Genomic DNA, 15,845 nt, shown 5'->3' with positions numbered 1-15,845 from the left:
TTGAATGCGTGTTCTTAAGTGTGTAGTGTGGGCAAAACGTCATGATTTACGCAGACGCGACCGTCTACATTCAGGAGGAACACGATGAAAATTGCACTGATGATGGAAAATAGCCAGGCCAGCAAAAATGCCATCATTTATAACGAACTTAGCGCCGTCGCCAATGAAAAGGGATTTCCCGTTTTTAACGTCGGCATGTGCGACGAAAATGACCATCACCTGACGTACATTCATTTAGGCATCATGGCGAGTATTCTGCTTAATGCAAACGCGGTTGATTTTGTGGTTACTGGCTGTGGCACCGGGCAGGGCGCGCTGATGTCGTTAAATATTCATCCAGGTGTCATTTGTGGCTATTGCATCGATCCGGCAGATGCTTTTCTGTTTGCGCAGATCAACAACGGCAATGCGTTGTCCCTGCCATTTGCGAAAGGCTTTGGCTGGGGCGCTGAGCTGAACGTGCGTTTCATCTTTGAAAAAGCGTTTACCGGGCGTAAAGGCGAGGGGTATCCGCCTGAGCGCAAAGCGCCGCAGGTACGCAATGCGGGCATTTTGAATCAGGTTAAGGCCGCGGTCGTCAAAGAGAATTATCTGGATACACTGCGGGCTATCGATCCTGAACTGGTTAAAACGGCGGTTTCAGGGCCGCGTTTCCAGCAATGTTTGTTTGAAAACGGCCAGAATAAAGAAATAGAAGCGTTTGTACGTGAGATGCTGGGGTAATGCCTGGACAAGACAGAGACGTTTCGCGCCTGTCGGCTGGCATGATGTGCCGATTATACGCCAGCAGCGACAGGCGCCACCTCTGGCAAACAGATCAGAAACGGTGTAGGCCGGATAAGCTGCTTCGCGTTGCTATCCGGCTAATAACGTCTCAATATTGTCGCTCGGGGTGCCGCTATCAGTGATGCTGATAGGTCACGACGTTAAGGAGATGCTGATCGGTTTGCGCCAGGCATAGCCCTGCTCGTTTAGCGCTGCGAACTTCTTCGAGAATAGTTTGTAAAAGTACGCCATCCTGCTGCTGCTCTTTTTCCAGGGTATGGAGAAAATCGAGCGTTGAGGCATCATTCAGCGCTTTCGCTTCATCTGCCAGACGCGACAGCGTGCTGGCGCGTTGCTGATAATCCTCCAGGGTTTTCTGGAACAATTCTTCCAGAGAGCAGAGCTCTTCACCCGGAACGTCAATGGCTTTAACGATAGGGGTGGCGCCGGCGTTTTTCATAAAATTAAACATGCGCATCATTTGCGTCACGTTGCCTTGCGCCTGGGTACGAAGAAAGGTGGCGGTGCCTGTTAAACTGTGTTCAGAACACCATTCGCTTAGATGGAGGTAAAGATTTGATGCGTAAAACTCAAGGTTCATTGGCGTGTTGAGCTTTTGAACCATTCCTACAGCTGCCATAACAATATCCTTATTTCCAGAAAGTGTTGATGTGCATGACAGACGAGAATGCAACGGGCCGTTGTCACATTCTTACCTCTATGCACAATAAATACTCTTAGCAGAAGAACTCCGTTCCGCCAGTCCCTTATGCGATCTCATTTCCTGTTTATCGATCGGTAATGAGAATAGCGCGTCAATAAAAATAAGAAAATCCTTAAATGCAATTGTTTATCTTTTTTTACATTTTCAGCGGTGTGATTTTTTCAGGTGTAATGATTTTGGATGTGGAGCAGTTACAACCATTTGAAAGTTAAATGATATTATATAGATTTGTAATTTATGAAACGTTGTTTCAGATCATGAGGTGAGCCTTTCAAGTATGGTAATTTCAATAAAATAAACATTAGTCAGTCTGGATATCACACGCATAAACGGTTGAGAGCAAATATGCCTGTTTTTATAAACTAGCCGATTTTGCGGTAGATCATTTTTAATGTCATTAATCATACGAGCACGTTATTCGGTTGAGCGCAGTTTTGATGGGTGACTCGTTAACAAGGAGCAGTCAATGAAAAAGGTCGCGGTGCTGTTGGCGCCAGGATTTGAAGAAGCAGAGGCCATTGTTACTCTTGATATTCTGCGACGTTTGCATATCGACGTCGAAACGCTGGCGTGTGCTGAATCACGGGCGGTGGTGAGTTACCATGATATTCCTATGGTTGCGGACAGCACGCTTAGTGAACGCCAGCAGGCGCTTTTCGATGCGGTAGTGCTGCCGGGCGGTCCGCAGGGGAGCGCTAATCTGGCGGCTAATCCGGCGGTGATCGCTTTCGTTGCGCGTCATGATGCGGCAGGCAAATTTATTTGTCCTATCTGTTCCGCGGCGGCAAGGGTGCTGGGTGCTCACGGATTGCTGAAGGGGCGTCGTTATGTCTGTTCCGGCGACCTGTGGAAAGCGGTTCCGGAAGGTATCTATGTGGATGCGCCCGTGGTTGAAGATGGTAATTTAATTAGCGGCAAAGGCTTGGGTCATGTCTTTGATTTCGCGCTAACCCTTTCCGCCAGACTGCTGGGAGACGATGCGCCGGTTCGCGAACAGGCTGAACATATCTATTATCCCTGGTAATCGTTATTCACCCAGGGCCATAAGGATTAGCTGGCTGATGTTATGGATTAATGTGCTGGCTTTCCTGCCTTTTGGCTGATGAATTCGCTCTGGGTTATGTCATGCTGGCTAATGACTTCCCTGGGTTATGAGCTAATCGTTATTTCTGCGTGTGTCTTAGGGGGGGATTCCTGAAAGGCGGCCTCGGAAAAATCTCATATGTGGTGGCGAGCGTACTGATATCAGGAACGGTGGAGAACGCGATGAACCTGCTCAACATTTCACCTTTTTCACAGTACGTGGTTCGCGGCTGAATCCTTCTGGCAGCAGTTATCTTCGACCATTATAAGCAAAAAGCGAAGCGTATGATTTGATGAATTAACACTCAACTAAACAGTATAGCTTCACGTCATCGCCAACCGCTACCCCGGCTGGCGATGGTCTTTCTAAATGGCGAGCAGCGTCACACTGTCTATACTTACATGACTAATGAGACCGTTTGTGAATCTCAATATGATGATAAGGAGGAGACCAGGGTGGCAGAACCGTTAACCGTATCCCCCGAACTCACTGCGAACTATGCGTATTTTTTTGACCTTGATGGCACATTGGCAGAGATAAAGCCTCATCCCGATCAGGTAGTGGTACCGCATAAAATCCTTCAGTTGTTAGACCGTCTCGCGGCGCACAACGCAGGGGCACTGGCATTGATTTCAGGGCGTTCAATGACTGAGCTGGATGCTTTGGCGAAGCCTTTTCGCTTTCCGCTCGCTGGCGTTCACGGGGCAGAGCGTCGTGACATCAATGGTAAAACCCATATCGTGCGCCTTCCTGAAGCGGTAGTCCGTGAGGTGGAGGCGTTATTACGTTCGACGCTTGTAGCGCTGCCCGGAACGGAGCTGGAGACGAAGGGGATGGCGTTTGCGCTGCACTACCGTCAGGCTCCGGAACATGAAGCGGCGCTGTTGGCACTTGCGCAACACGTTACGCAGCACTGGCCGCAACTGGCGTTGCAGCCTGGTAAATGTGTTGTGGAAATCAAACCTAAGGGAACCAATAAAGGCGAAGCGATTGCCGCCTTTATGCAGGAGGCGCCCTTTGCGGGACGGATTCCCGTTTTTGTGGGCGACGATTTGACCGATGAGGCTGGCTTTGGCGTGGTGAATCACGCTGGCGGAATTTCCGTAAAAGTGGGCATCGGGGCAACCCAGGCGGCATGGCGGCTGGAAAGCGTACCCGATGTCTGGCGCTGGCTGGAACAAATCAATTATCCACAACAAGAACAACAAGTAATGAATAACAGGAGAGATGGCTATGAGTCGTTTAGTCGTAGTATCTAATCGAATTGCCCCCCCGGATAATAAAGGCGGCGCCGGCGGCCTCGCCGTTGGCGTGCTTGGCGCGCTAAAAGCGGCTGGCGGGTTGTGGTTCGGCTGGAGTGGCGAGACAGGTAACGAGGATGAGCCATTAAAAAAGGTGACAAAAGGTAATATTACCTGGGCATCGTTTAACCTGAGCGAACAAGATTACGAAGATTATTACTGTCAATTTTCCAATGCGGTTCTCTGGCCTGCGTTCCACTATCGTCTGGACCTGGTACAGTTTCAGCGTCCTGCATGGGAAGGCTATATGCGGGTGAATGCGTTATTAGCGGATAAGTTATTGCCCCTCATTAAAGAGAACGACATCATTTGGGTGCATGACTACCACCTGTTACCGTTCGCCAGCGAGCTGCGTAAACGCGGCGTGAACAACCGAATTGGTTTTTTCCTGCATATTCCATTCCCGACCCCGGAGATTTTTAACGCCTTACCGCCGCATGATGAACTGCTGGAGCAGTTGTGTGACTTTGATCTGCTAGGGTTCCAGACCGAAAATGATCGCCTGGCTTTTCTGGATAGCCTTTCGAGTCAAACGCGAGTCACGACTCGCAGCGGCAAGCAGCATATCGCGTGGGGTAAAGACTTCCAGACAGAAGTGTATCCTATCGGTATTGAGCCCGATGAGATTGCTCTACAGGCAGCCGGTCCGTTGCCGCCTAAACTGGCGCAGCTCAAGGCGGAACTGAAAAATGTGAAGAATATTTTTTCCGTTGAGCGGCTGGATTATTCGAAAGGGCTGCCGGAACGTTTTCTGGCGTATGAAGCACTACTGGAAAACTACCCGCAGCATCGGGGAAAAATTCGTTATACCCAAATTGCGCCTACGTCACGCGGCGAAGTACAGGCATATCAGGATATTCGCCACCAGCTTGAGACGGAAGCAGGCCGGATTAATGGGAAATATGGACAATTGGGCTGGACGCCGCTCTATTATCTGAATCAGCATTTCGACCGTAAACTGTTAATGAAGATATTCCGTTATTCAGACGTCGGGCTCGTCACCCCGTTGCGTGACGGGATGAACCTGGTGGCGAAAGAGTTTGTCGCCGCGCAGGACCCCGCTAACCCTGGCGTACTGGTACTGTCACAGTTTGCCGGCGCGGCGAATGAACTGACGTCGGCGTTAATCGTCAATCCTTACGATCGGGATGACGTGGCGGCGGCGCTCAATCGCGCGTTAACGATGCCCCTCGCCGAGCGTATTTCGCGCCATGCGGAAATGCTGGACGTGATCGTTAAAAATGACATTAACCGCTGGCAGGAGCGTTTTATTCATGACCTAAAGGAGGTCACGCCGCGTAGCCCTGAGCGTCAGCAGCAGAACAACGTGGCGACGTTCCCTAAGCTGGCCTGAGATATCGCGAGCGGCGACTAGTCGCCCGCTAACGGCACCAGCAACACGTCTACCTGGCTGGCGCTGACGACACTTTTTGCCGAGCAGGACGCGCGCGAAAAGAAACTGTGGTTATGGTTGCCGCAAATGACCAGATCAACATGGTGTTTGCGGCACACAGCCAAAATATGCTGGCTTAACTCACCTGATGCGATGAAAGTTTGTTCAATCGGATAATCCGCCTTTTCCCCCAGCATCTTAAGAAAATTCTCGGTCTCCTCATGCATAACCGCGCGTAAATCCTCCATCATGGGCGCAGCGAACTGGTTATACAGTTCGGGATCGGAAGCAAGAGTAATCAGGCTGACTTTCGCCTGAACAGGGCGGGCGATAGAGACCGCTTTAGCCAGTAGCTGGTGACTTTCCGGGGTGACGGCAACGGCGACAAGAATATGGGTGTAGCTCATAACTCGCTCCTTGATTGCAAGAATATGAGATTGTGCTTTAGCTTTACTCTGTTTATCGCATTTCTGCAATGCGCTAATGCCATATTAATGTGAAGGACATCATAATTAATCATTAATTATTCTTATGTAAAGAATCGTGGCATAAGACACTTTTTACACACCATCAGGATGCTTCATTTAAATGGGTGAACAATGAAAGCTAAAAGTTAAATCAAATGAGCTTATTTTTAACAGAGGAGGGCGTATGCTGTGACGAGATTAATTAATAACGTTTAATATTTAAGCTACTGTTTACTAAAGGTAAAATAAAAGCGTTTCTAAAATAGAAATAATAGCCTGTTATCTATTATCCTGGCGTTATTTTAACAGAGAGAAACAAAAAAGAATTTGGTGTTGACGTACCCCTATTCAGCAGTGTGGAATAGAAAAAGTGAACATTAGGTTATTAATTAAACAAAGTAAAAGCCATGCTGATGGTTTTATCGTAAGTATTCCGTTAAAATATGTGATCTACATCACATATTTTCTAAAATCGCCGTCCCGCTCCGTTGTATGTCACGAAGCTGACGAGTAGAGTTGCGTCGAATTAGGAAAAATCTTAGGCATTTGTAAAAATTGATGTAAACGTGTAAGGCGAATCTCAGTGGGAGGCTGCGTTATACGTCACAATGTCCACAATGTCTGAGCGCTGCTATGCATTTGACCTTTTTGCTTCTTTTACCGGGCCTTCCCGGCGACATCACGGGGTGCGGCTACGTCGCACAAAAATAAAGTTGGTTATTCTGGATGGGAACAATGCATACATCCGAGTTGCTAAAACACATTTATGACATCAATTTGTCATATTTACTCCTTGCACAGCGTTTGATCGTCCAGGACAAAGCATCTGCGATGTTCCGCCTCGGTATCAACGAAGAGATGGCAAACACACTGGGCGCGTTGACCCTGCCGCAGATGGTCAAACTGGCGGAGACGAACCAGTTAGTTTGTCATTTCCGGTTTGACGATCATCAGACGATCACCCGTTTGACTCAGGATTCGCGCGTCGATGACTTACAGCAGATTCACACAGGTATCATGCTTTCAACGCGTCTGCTCAATGAAGTGGACGATACGGCGCGTAAGAAAAGGGCATGATAATGAGTGAAAAAAGCATTGTTCAGGAAGCTCGCGATATCCAGTTGGCGATGGAGTTGATTAATCTTGGCGCTCGTCTACAAATGCTGGAAAGCGAAACACAGCTCAGCCGTGGTCGCCTCATCAGGCTGTACAAAGAATTACGCGGTAGCCCGCCGCCTAAAGGGATGCTGCCATTTTCGACAGACTGGTTTATGACCTGGGAGCAAAATATTCATGCCTCCATGTTCTGCAACGCCTGGCAATTTTTACTGAAGACCGGCTTATGCAGCGGTGTGGATGCGGTGATTAAAGCTTATCGGCTTTATCTTGAGCAGTGTCCGCAACCGCCTGAAGGGCCGTTGTTGGCGCTGACTCGCGCATGGACGCTGGTGCGTTTTGTTGAAAGTGGGTTGCTTGAATTGTCGAGCTGTAACTGCTGCGGTGGGAACTTTATTACCCATGCGCATCAGCCCGTGGGCAGCTTTGCGTGTAGTTTATGCCAGCCGCCATCCCGCGCAGTAAAAAGACGTAAACTTTCCCGAGATGCTGCCGATATTATTCCACAACTGCTGGATGAACAGATCGAACAGGCTGTTTAACCGAAACGGTGTGGACAAACACTCCAGCAGCGGTAAGTCATTACCGCTGCTTTTTTTTGCCTTGCCTTCGCGTTAATCGCCCGACTGCGCATCCTGTCATAGTCAACAGCGGAAGGATGATGTCGTGCTTATCTTATTAGGTTACCTGGTGGTTATCGGTACAGTTTTCGGCGGTTATGTCATGACCGGCGGACACCTTGGGGCACTCTATCAACCTGCTGAACTGGTCATCATTGGCGGCGCGGGGATAGGGGCGTTCATTGTCGGCAACAACGGGAAGGCCATCAAAGGCACGATGAAAGCGATCCCGTTGTTATTTCGTCGTTCGAAATACACAAAATCTATGTACATGGATTTGCTGGCGTTGCTCTATCGCCTGATGGCCAAATCACGCCAGCAGGGGATGTTCTCCCTTGAACGCGATATTGAAAATCCGAAAGAGAGTGAAATCTTCGCCAGTTATCCGCGTATTCTGGCCGATGCGGTAATGCTTGATTTTATTGTCGATTATCTGCGCCTGATCATCAGCGGCAACATGAATACGTTCGAAATTGAAGCGTTGATGGATGAAGAGATTGAAACCCATGAAAGCGAGGCGGAAGTCCCGGCCAACAGTCTGGCGATGGTGGGGGATTCGCTGCCTGCCTTTGGTATCGTCGCGGCGGTAATGGGGGTGGTTCACGCTCTGGCTTCAGCCGATCGTCCGGCAGCGGAGTTGGGGGCGCTGATTGCCCATGCCATGGTAGGTACGTTCCTCGGTATTTTACTGGCTTATGGATTCATTTCACCGTTAGCGACCGTTTTGCGCCAGAAGAGCGCCGAAACCACCAAGATGATGCAGTGCGTAAAAATTACACTGCTGTCTAATCTGAACGGCTATGCGCCGCCGATTGCCGTGGAATTTGGACGTAAAACGCTTTATTCCAGTGAGCGTCCATCGTTTATTGAGTTGGAAGAACACGTTCGCGCAGTGAGAAACCCAAACCAGCAGCAGACGACTGAGGAAGCATGAAAAATCAGGCTCATCCCATTGTCGTCGTAAAACGCCGCAGGCACAAACCGCACGGCGGCGGGGCGCACGGTTCCTGGAAAATTGCCTACGCCGATTTTATGACGGCGATGATGGCTTTTTTTCTGGTGATGTGGCTGATTTCCATCTCCAGCCCTAAAGAATTAATTCAGATTGCCGAATATTTTCGTACGCCGTTGGCCACCGCGGTAACGGGGGGGAATCGGATTGCCAATAGCGAGAGCCCGATACCAGGCGGCGGCGATGATTACACCCAACAGCAGGGTGAAGTGGAAAAGCAGCCGAATATCGACGAGCTGAAAAAACGGATGGAGCAGAGTCGCTTAAACAAACTGCGCGGCGATCTGGATCAGCTGATCGAATCCGATCCCAAACTGCGCGCGTTACGTCCGCATCTGAAAATTGATTTAGTTCAGGAGGGGTTGCGCATCCAGATTATCGACAGCCAGAACCGCCCGATGTTTAAAACCGGCAGCGCCGAAGTTGAGCCGTATATGCGCGATATCCTGCGTGCAATTGCGCCAGTGTTAAACGGTATACCTAATCGCATTAGCCTGGCCGGCCATACCGATGACTTTCCCTACGCGAACGGCGAAAAAGGCTATAGCAACTGGGAATTATCCGCCGATCGCGCCAATGCCTCGCGTCGCGAACTGGTCGCTGGGGGGCTGGATAACGGGAAAGTATTACGGGTGGTTGGCATGGCCGCCACGATGCGGCTGAGCGATCGCGGTCCTGATGACGCCATCAACCGCCGTATAAGCCTGCTGGTGTTAAACAAACAGGCGGAACAGGCCATTTTGCATGAAAACGCTGAAAGCCAGAATGAGCCGGTAAGTGTATTACAACAGCCTGCGGCAGCCCCGCCGGCAAGCGTACCCACATCGCCAAAAGCGGAACCGAGGTGATAGCGTGAGCATGGATATTAGCGATTTTTATCAGACATTTTTTGATGAAGCTGACGAGCTGTTGGCTGATATGGAGCAGCATCTGCTGGATTTGGTGCCGGAATCCCCGGACGCTGAACAACTGAACGCCATTTTTCGCGCGGCGCACTCCATTAAAGGCGGCGCGGGCACATTCGGCTTCACTATTCTGCAGGAAACCACACATTTAATGGAAAACCTGCTGGATGAAGCCCGACGCGGTGAAATGCAGCTCAATACCGACATTATCAACCTGTTTTTGGAAACGAAAGATATTATGCAGGAACAGCTCGACGCCTATAAAAACTCCGAAGAGCCGGATGCCGCAAGCTTCGAATATATCTGCAATGCGCTACGCCAGTTGGCGCTGGAGGCGAAAGGCGAAACCACGCCGGCGGTCGTAGAAACTGCGGCACTAAGCGCGGCGATCCAGGAAGAGAGCGTAGCCGAAACCGAATCGCCTCGTGACGAGAGTAAACTGCGCATTGTACTTTCACGGTTGAAAGCCAATGAGGTCGATCTGCTTGAAGAAGAGTTGGGCAATCTGGCTACTCTGACGGATGTCGTTAAGGGGGCGGATTCACTGTCGGCAACTCTGGATGGCAGCGTCGCGGAAGATGACATTGTCGCGGTGCTCTGTTTTGTCATCGAGGCCGATCAGATCGCTTTTGAAAAAGTGGTCGCCGCGCCCGTGGAAAAAGCGCAAGAGAAAACCGAGGTAGCACCGGTAGCGTCTCCGGCAGTCGTTGCTCCAGCCGCCAAAAGCGCGGCCCATGAACATCATGCGGGGCGTGAAAAACCTGCGCGTGAACGCGAGTCCACCAGCATTCGCGTGGCGGTAGAGAAAGTGGATCAGCTCATAAACCTGGTCGGCGAGTTAGTGATTACCCAGTCAATGTTGGCCCAGCGTTCTAACGAGCTGGACCCGGTAAACCACGGCGATCTCATTACCAGTATGGGTCAGTTACAACGTAACGCCCGCGACTTACAAGAGTCGGTGATGTCGATTCGTATGATGCCTATGGAGTACGTCTTCAGCCGTTTCCCGCGTCTGGTACGCGATTTAGCGGGCAAACTGGGCAAGCAGGTAGAGCTGACGCTGGTGGGGAGCTCCACTGAACTTGATAAAAGCCTGATCGAACGCATTATCGACCCGCTGACGCACCTGGTGCGCAACAGTCTCGACCACGGGATTGAAATGCCGGAAAAACGCCTTGAGGCGGGGAAAAATGTTGTCGGCAACCTGATTCTTTCCGCAGAACATCAGGGCGGGAATATTTGTATTGAAGTGACCGATGACGGCGCGGGGCTTAACCGTGAGCGTATCCTGGCGAAGGCCATGTCGCAGGGGATGGCGGTGAATGAAAACATGACCGACGATGAAGTAGGCATGTTGATCTTCGCGCCGGGATTCTCAACTGCGGAACAGGTCACGGATGTCTCCGGTCGCGGCGTTGGCATGGATGTGGTGAAACGTAACATTCAGGAGATGGGCGGTCACGTTGAGATCCAGTCAAAACAAGGCTCCGGCACCACGATTCGTATTCTGCTGCCGCTGACGCTGGCCATCCTCGATGGGATGTCGGTTCGCGTGGCGGGGGAAGTTTTTATCCTGCCGTTAAATGCGGTGATGGAGTCGCTGCAACCGCGTGAAGAGGATCTTCATCCGCTGGCGGGCGGCGAACGGGTTCTGGAAGTTCGCGGCGAGTATTTGCCGCTGGTCGAATTGTGGAAAGTGTTTGACGTGGACGGGGCGAAAACCGAAGCCACGCAGGGCATTGTTGTGATCCTGCAAAGCGCGGGACGCCGTTACGCGCTGCTGGTCGATCAGCTCATCGGTCAGCACCAGGTGGTGGTCAAAAATCTGGAAAGCAATTATCGCAAGGTACCGGGGATTTCCGCCGCGACGATCCTGGGCGACGGCAGCGTCGCGCTGATTGTTGATGTTTCCGCATTGCAGGGTTTAAACCGCGAACAACGTATGGCGATCACAGCCGCCTGATTGAGTGAGAAGGGAATAATATGACCGGTATGAGTAATGTAAGCAAACTGGCCGGCGAGCCGTCAGGTCAGGAATTCCTGGTGTTTACACTGGGAAATGAAGAGTACGGCATCGATATCCTGAAAGTGCAGGAGATCCGTGGCTATGACCAGGTGACGCGCATCGCCAATACACCGGCCTTTATAAAAGGGGTGACTAACCTGCGCGGCGTGATTGTCCCCATTGTCGATCTGCGCGTGAAATTCTGCGAAGGCGACGTTGAGTACGATGACAATACGGTAGTGATCGTACTGAATCTGGGGCAACGTGTCGTCGGGATAGTGGTAGACGGCGTGTCTGACGTACTGTCGTTAACGGCGGAACAGATCCGTCCGGCGCCAGAATTTGCCGTGACCTTGTCAACAGAATATTTGACGGGATTGGGCGCGCTCGGCGAGCGTATGCTGATTCTGGTGAATATCGAAAAACTGCTTAACAGCGAAGAGATGGCGCTGCTGGATATCGCAGCATCACACGTCGCGTAATAACGTTGCCGGATGGCGTCGCGCCATCCGGCAATATTCACCGTTATGCTTCCGCCAGCGGTGAGAGTTCCTCTTCATCGCCCGCGCCCAGCCCCTGCATTTTGCGCCGACATCGCCGCTGCGACACTGTTATTGTCAATATCGTCTTCCGGAACAGCGTATTTCCTTTTTGCAAAAGTAAAGTTATCACCGCAGGTGCCGATAACGTTGATAACTCGTTATCAGGAAGGTGCCTTATGTTTAACCGTATCCGCGTTGTCACAATGCTGATGATGGTGCTGGGGGTTTTCGCACTGCTACAGCTTGTTTCCGGTGGTTTGCTGTTTTCTTCATTACAGCATAACCAGCAAGGTTTTGTTATTTCTAACGAATTACGTCAGCAACAAAGCGAACTCACGTCGACATGGGACTTAATGCTGCAAACGCGCATTAACCTGAGCCGCTCCGCCGCACGCATGATGATGGACGCTTCTAACCAGCAGAGCAGCGCCAAAACGGATTTACTCCAGAATGCAAAAACGACCCTCGCACAGGCGGCGGCGCACTACGCCAATTTCAAAAACATGACGCCATTGCCAGCGATGGCGGAGGCCAGCGCGAACGTCGATGAAAAATATCAGCGCTATCAGGCCGCATTAGCCGAACTTATTCAGTTTCTGGACAATGGCAATATGGATGCCTACTTCGCCCAGCCAACCCAGGGAATGCAAAACGCGTTGGGCGAGGCGCTGGGCAATTACGCCCGGGTGAGCGAAAACCTGTACCGCCAGACATTTGATCAAAGCGCTCATGACTACCGTTTTGCGCAATGGCAACTGGGGGGGCTTGCGGTCGTGCTGGTGCTGATTTTGATGGTGGTTTGGTTCGGCATTCGTCATGCCCTGCTTAACCCATTAGCGCGAGTGATTACTCATATCCGTGAAATTGCCAGCGGCGATCTGACGAAAACGCTCACTGTCTCAGGACGTAATGAAATTGGCGAACTGGCGGGAACGGTTGAACATATGCAACGCTCGCTGATTGACACCGTGACGCAGGTTCGTGAAGGTTCGGATGCGATTTATTCCGGCACCAGTGAAATTGCCGCCGGTAATACCGACCTCTCTTCCCGTACCGAACAACAAGCCTCCGCTCTGGAGGAGACGGCGGCCAGCATGGAACAACTGACGGCCACCGTGAAGCAAAACGCCGATAATGCCCGTCAGGCTTCGCAACTGGCGCAAAGCGCCTCCGAGACCGCGCGTCATGGCGGCAAAGTGGTCGACGGCGTAGTAAACACCATGCACGAAATTGCCGACAGTTCGAAAAAAATCGCTGACATTATCAGCGTTATCGACGGTATTGCCTTCCAGACTAACATTCTGGCGCTGAACGCGGCGGTAGAAGCGGCGCGCGCGGGAGAGCAGGGGCGCGGTTTTGCGGTCGTGGCAGGCGAGGTGCGTAATCTGGCCAGCCGCAGTGCCCAGGCGGCGAAAGAAATAAAAGCGTTGATTGAAGATTCCGTCTCGCGTGTCGATACCGGTTCAGTGCTGGTGGAAAGCGCCGGGGAAACTATGACTGACATCGTCAATGCCGTTACGCGCGTCACGGATATCATGGGCGAAATCGCCTCCGCCTCGGATGAGCAAAGCCGGGGTATCGATCAGGTCGCTTTGGCCGTTTCCGAAATGGACCGCGTAACGCAACAGAACGCCTCGCTGGTTCAGGAATCCGCAGCGGCCGCCGCCGCGCTGGAAGAGCAGGCCAGCCGTCTGACCCAGGCGGTATCGGCTTTCCGCCTGGCATCGCGACCGCTGGTGGCAAATAAACCTGAGATGCGTTTGTCAGCGGACGCTCAGTCCGGCAATACGCCGCGGCCCTTAGCCGCCGGGGATGATGCGAACTGGGAAACCTTCTGATCGACGTGCGCTGTCGGTTCTCGATTAATTTGCGAACCCGCCGATACCTTTCGTCTGGTTCGCATAGATAAAAGCAAAAAATGTGTAATACGGGAAGCATGGCGCTGCTGCAGGGCGCGCCCGTTGTACTTTGAATGTGATTAAGAAGGCGCTATGACATCATCTCTGCCCTCCGGGCAAACGTCAGTATTGTTACAGATGACACAGCGCCTCGCGCTGTCCGACGCGCATTTTCGTCGGATATGTCAATTAATCTACCAGCGCGCAGGGATCGTGCTGGCCGACCATAAGCGGGATATGGTTTATAACCGCCTGGTCCGTCGGCTGCGTGCCCTGGGACTGGATGATTTTGGCCGTTATCTCAGTATGCTGGAGGCTAATCAAAACAGCGCTGAGTGGCAGGCTTTTATCAACGCTCTGACTACCAACCTGACCGCTTTTTTTCGCGAGGCGCACCATTTTCCCATCCTTGCGGAACATGCGCGTCGCCGCCACGGCGAGTACCGCGTCTGGAGTGCGGCGGCATCGACAGGAGAAGAACCTTACAGTATCGCCATTACGCTGGCGGATGCGTTGGGGATGGCCCCCGGTCGCTGGAAAGTATTCGCCAGCGATATTGATACTGAAGTGCTGGAAAAAGCGAGAAGCGGTATTTATCGCCTCAGCGAACTGAAAACGTTATCGCCGCAGCAGCTACAACGTTACTTCATGCGCGGTACGGGGCCGCATGAAGGACTGGTGCGCGTGCGTCAGGAACTGGCCAATTATGTTGAATTTTCCTCCGTTAATTTGTTGGAAAAGCAGTACAACGTACCCGGTCCCTTTGACGCGATTTTTTGCCGTAACGTCATGATCTATTTTGATAAAACGACTCAGGAGGACATTCTGCGCCGTTTTGTTCCACTCCTTAAACCTGACGGACTGTTGTTTGCCGGTCACTCAGAAAACTTTAGCAACCTCGTGCGCGAGTTTAGCCTGCGCGGACAGACGGTGTATGCGCTAAGTAAGGATAAAGCATGAGTAAAATCAGGGTATTGTCAGTTGATGATTCCGCGCTAATGCGCCAAATCATGACTGAAATTATTAATAGCCATAGCGATATGGAGATGGTGGCCACTGCGCCGGACCCGTTGGTCGCCAGGGATCTCATCAAAAAATTTAATCCGGACGTATTGACCCTGGACGTTGAGATGCCGCGTATGGACGGCCTCGATTTTCTGGAAAAACTGATGCGCCTGCGACCGATGCCGGTGGTGATGGTCTCTTCGCTGACCGGGAAAGGTTCCGAAGTGACGCTACGGGCGCTGGAGTTGGGGGCCATCGATTTTGTCACTAAACCGCAGCTTGGCATTCGTGAAGGTATGCTGGCGTATAGCGAGATGATCGCCGAAAAAGTGCGTACCGCCGCGCGGGCCCGCATCGCCGCACATAAACCGATGGCGGCCCCGACAACCTTAAAAGCGGGTCCGCTGCTCAGTTCGGAAAAACTGATTGCTATCGGCGCTTCAACGGGCGGTACTGAAGCTATCCGACATGTGCTGCAACCGCTGCCGCTTTCCAGTCCGGCAGTGATTATTACGCAGCATATGCCGCCTGGCTTTACCCGCTCGTTTGCCGAGCGTCTGAATAAACTCTGTCAAATCAGCGTGAAGGAGGCGGAGGACGGCGAACGCGTATTGCCAGGTCATGCCTACATTGCGCCCGGCGACAAGCATATGGAGCTGGCGCGTAGCGGGGCGAATTATCAAATCAAAATTCATGATGGCCCGCCGGTAAACCGGCATCGGCCTTCCGTGGATGTGCTGTTTCATTCGGTGGCGAAACACGCGGGGCGCAACGCCGTAGGCGTCATTCTTACGGGGATGGGCAACGATGGCGCCGCTGGAATGTTAGCGATGTACCAGGCTGGCGCCTGGACCATTGCGCAAAACGAAGCAAGTTGTGTGGTGTTCGGCATGCCGCGCGAGGCCATCAATATGGGTGGCGTAAGCGAAGTGGTCGATCTTAGCCAGGTAAGCCAGCAGATGTTGGCGAAAATCAGTGCCGGACAGGCGATACGTATTTGAACCAGGA

The 15,845-nt window shown here is 51.8% G+C and carries 16 protein-coding genes and 1 pseudogene; 14 read left to right on the top strand and 3 right to left on the bottom strand.

All coding sequences use genetic code 11. From position 1 onward, the window contains the following. The first annotated feature begins 84 nt into the window (after positions 1–84). Positions 85–723: an RpiB/LacA/LacB family sugar-phosphate isomerase gene (locus tag ACLJQJ_RS08500; RefSeq protein WP_000684804.1), complete on the top strand. Its 639-nt coding sequence runs from the start codon at positions 85–87 to the stop codon at positions 721–723. A 178-nt stretch (positions 724–901) separates the two neighbouring features. On the opposite strand, the gene ACLJQJ_RS08495 is transcribed toward ACLJQJ_RS08500, so the two are convergent. Continuing rightward, positions 902–1,405 carry a non-heme ferritin-like protein gene (locus ACLJQJ_RS08495; RefSeq protein WP_000741707.1) on the bottom strand — a complete coding sequence of 168 codons (504 nt, stop codon included), beginning with the start codon at positions 1,403–1,405 and terminating at the stop codon, positions 902–904. A 550-nt stretch (positions 1,406–1,955) separates the two neighbouring features. Between ACLJQJ_RS08495 and ACLJQJ_RS08490 the strand changes: the two genes are divergently transcribed. The 4 genes and pseudogenes from ACLJQJ_RS08490 to otsA all read left to right on the top strand — a co-directional run bounded on the left by ACLJQJ_RS08490 (position 1,956) and on the right by otsA (position 5,228). After that, positions 1,956–2,513 (top strand): DJ-1/PfpI family protein, encoded by a 558-nt coding sequence (locus ACLJQJ_RS08490; RefSeq protein WP_063809559.1) that lies wholly within the window; start codon positions 1,956–1,958, stop codon positions 2,511–2,513. 111 nt (positions 2,514–2,624) lie between these two features. Further along, positions 2,625–2,806 (top strand): annotated as a pseudogene (araH, locus tag ACLJQJ_RS08485) (L-arabinose ABC transporter permease AraH); the annotation flags it as partial. Between the two features lie 222 nt (positions 2,807–3,028). Further along, entirely contained in the window at positions 3,029–3,832 is an 804-nt protein-coding gene (otsB, locus tag ACLJQJ_RS08480) for a trehalose-phosphatase (protein ID WP_000840113.1), read from the top strand. Beyond that, positions 3,807–5,228 carry an alpha,alpha-trehalose-phosphate synthase gene (otsA, locus tag ACLJQJ_RS08475; protein ID WP_000089042.1) on the top strand — a complete coding sequence of 474 codons (1,422 nt, stop codon included), beginning with the start codon at positions 3,807–3,809 and terminating at the stop codon, positions 5,226–5,228. The genes otsB and otsA overlap by 26 nt, the downstream gene beginning before the upstream one ends. A gap of 17 nt (positions 5,229–5,245) precedes the next feature. Here otsA and uspC read toward each other — a convergent pair whose 3' ends face one another. Together uspC and ACLJQJ_RS08465 are read right to left on the bottom strand one after the other, a co-directional pair. After that, on the bottom strand, positions 5,246–5,674 hold the full coding sequence (uspC, locus tag ACLJQJ_RS08470) for a universal stress protein UspC (protein WP_000122606.1): 429 nt from the start codon (positions 5,672–5,674) through the stop codon (positions 5,246–5,248). Next, complete coding sequence (locus tag ACLJQJ_RS08465; protein ID WP_031609601.1) at positions 5,671–5,787, bottom strand: hypothetical protein; 117 nt, start codon at positions 5,785–5,787, stop codon at positions 5,671–5,673. The genes uspC and ACLJQJ_RS08465 overlap by 4 nt, the downstream gene beginning before the upstream one ends. A 682-nt stretch (positions 5,788–6,469) precedes the next feature. Here ACLJQJ_RS08465 and flhD point away from each other — a divergent pair. From flhD to cheB, 9 genes are all read left to right on the top strand, one after another. Next, entirely contained in the window at positions 6,470–6,811 is a 342-nt protein-coding gene (gene flhD, locus ACLJQJ_RS08460; RefSeq protein ID WP_001518146.1) for a flagellar transcriptional regulator FlhD, read from the top strand. After that, on the top strand, positions 6,808–7,392 hold the full coding sequence (gene flhC / locus ACLJQJ_RS08455) for a flagellar transcriptional regulator FlhC (RefSeq protein WP_000605987.1): 585 nt from the start codon (positions 6,808–6,810) through the stop codon (positions 7,390–7,392). Before flhD ends, flhC begins: the two co-directional genes overlap by 4 nt. A 124-nt stretch (positions 7,393–7,516) precedes the next feature. Next, complete coding sequence (gene motA, locus ACLJQJ_RS08450; RefSeq protein WP_000906312.1) at positions 7,517–8,404, top strand: flagellar motor stator protein MotA; 888 nt, start codon at positions 7,517–7,519, stop codon at positions 8,402–8,404. Continuing rightward, positions 8,401–9,330, top strand: coding sequence for a flagellar motor protein MotB (gene motB / locus ACLJQJ_RS08445; RefSeq protein WP_000795653.1), 930 nt, complete (start codon positions 8,401–8,403; stop codon positions 9,328–9,330). The genes motA and motB overlap by 4 nt, the downstream gene beginning before the upstream one ends. 4 nt (positions 9,331–9,334) lie before the next feature. Next, positions 9,335–11,350, top strand: coding sequence for a chemotaxis protein CheA (gene cheA, locus ACLJQJ_RS08440; protein WP_000061304.1), 2,016 nt, complete (start codon positions 9,335–9,337; stop codon positions 11,348–11,350). A gap of 20 nt (positions 11,351–11,370) precedes the next feature. Continuing rightward, positions 11,371–11,874 carry a chemotaxis protein CheW gene (gene cheW, locus ACLJQJ_RS08435; protein ID WP_000147295.1) on the top strand — a complete coding sequence of 168 codons (504 nt, stop codon included), beginning with the start codon at positions 11,371–11,373 and terminating at the stop codon, positions 11,872–11,874. 236 nt (positions 11,875–12,110) lie between these two features. After that, a complete protein-coding gene (gene tar / locus ACLJQJ_RS08430) occupies positions 12,111–13,772 on the top strand; it encodes a methyl-accepting chemotaxis protein II (protein WP_063809560.1) in 1,662 nt (553 codons plus the stop codon). A 153-nt stretch (positions 13,773–13,925) separates the two neighbouring features. Next, entirely contained in the window at positions 13,926–14,792 is an 867-nt protein-coding gene (gene cheR, locus ACLJQJ_RS08425) for a protein-glutamate O-methyltransferase CheR (RefSeq protein WP_000204362.1), read from the top strand. Then, positions 14,789–15,838: a protein-glutamate methylesterase/protein glutamine deamidase gene (gene cheB / locus ACLJQJ_RS08420; RefSeq protein ID WP_000036392.1), complete on the top strand. Its 1,050-nt coding sequence runs from the start codon at positions 14,789–14,791 to the stop codon at positions 15,836–15,838. Before cheR ends, cheB begins: the two co-directional genes overlap by 4 nt. Positions 15,839–15,845 lie beyond the last annotated feature (7 nt).

Origin of the sequence: Salmonella sp. SAL04202 (genome assembly GCF_046550775.1) — a bacterium.
Classification (GTDB): Bacteria; Pseudomonadota; Gammaproteobacteria; order Enterobacterales; family Enterobacteriaceae; genus Salmonella; species Salmonella enterica.
Note: the sequence above shows the minus strand (reverse complement) of the source record. Positions and strands in the feature narration are given on the sequence as shown.

Bases quoted from the DNA above. Each gene is read 5' to 3' on its own strand.
- ACLJQJ_RS08500 (WP_000684804.1), top strand. From the start codon at position 85: ATGAAAATTGCACTGATGATGGAAAATAGCCAGGCCAGCAAAAATGCC.
- ACLJQJ_RS08495 (WP_000741707.1), bottom strand. From the start codon at position 1,405: ATGGCAGCTGTAGGAATGGTTCAAAAGCTCAACACGCCAATGAACCTT.
- ACLJQJ_RS08490 (WP_063809559.1), top strand. From the start codon at position 1,956: ATGAAAAAGGTCGCGGTGCTGTTGGCGCCAGGATTTGAAGAAGCAGAG.
- otsA (WP_000089042.1), top strand. From the start codon at position 3,807: ATGAGTCGTTTAGTCGTAGTATCTAATCGAATTGCCCCCCCGGATAAT.
- uspC (WP_000122606.1), bottom strand. From the start codon at position 5,674: ATGAGCTACACCCATATTCTTGTCGCCGTTGCCGTCACCCCGGAAAGT.
- ACLJQJ_RS08465 (WP_031609601.1), bottom strand. From the start codon at position 5,787: ATGATTAATTATGATGTCCTTCACATTAATATGGCATTAGCGCATTGC.
- flhD (WP_001518146.1), top strand. From the start codon at position 6,470: ATGCATACATCCGAGTTGCTAAAACACATTTATGACATCAATTTGTCA.
- flhC (WP_000605987.1), top strand. From the start codon at position 6,808: ATGATAATGAGTGAAAAAAGCATTGTTCAGGAAGCTCGCGATATCCAG.
- motB (WP_000795653.1), top strand. From the start codon at position 8,401: ATGAAAAATCAGGCTCATCCCATTGTCGTCGTAAAACGCCGCAGGCAC.
- cheW (WP_000147295.1), top strand. From the start codon at position 11,371: ATGACCGGTATGAGTAATGTAAGCAAACTGGCCGGCGAGCCGTCAGGT.
- tar (WP_063809560.1), top strand. From the start codon at position 12,111: ATGTTTAACCGTATCCGCGTTGTCACAATGCTGATGATGGTGCTGGGG.
- cheR (WP_000204362.1), top strand. From the start codon at position 13,926: ATGACATCATCTCTGCCCTCCGGGCAAACGTCAGTATTGTTACAGATG.
- cheB (WP_000036392.1), top strand. From the start codon at position 14,789: ATGAGTAAAATCAGGGTATTGTCAGTTGATGATTCCGCGCTAATGCGC.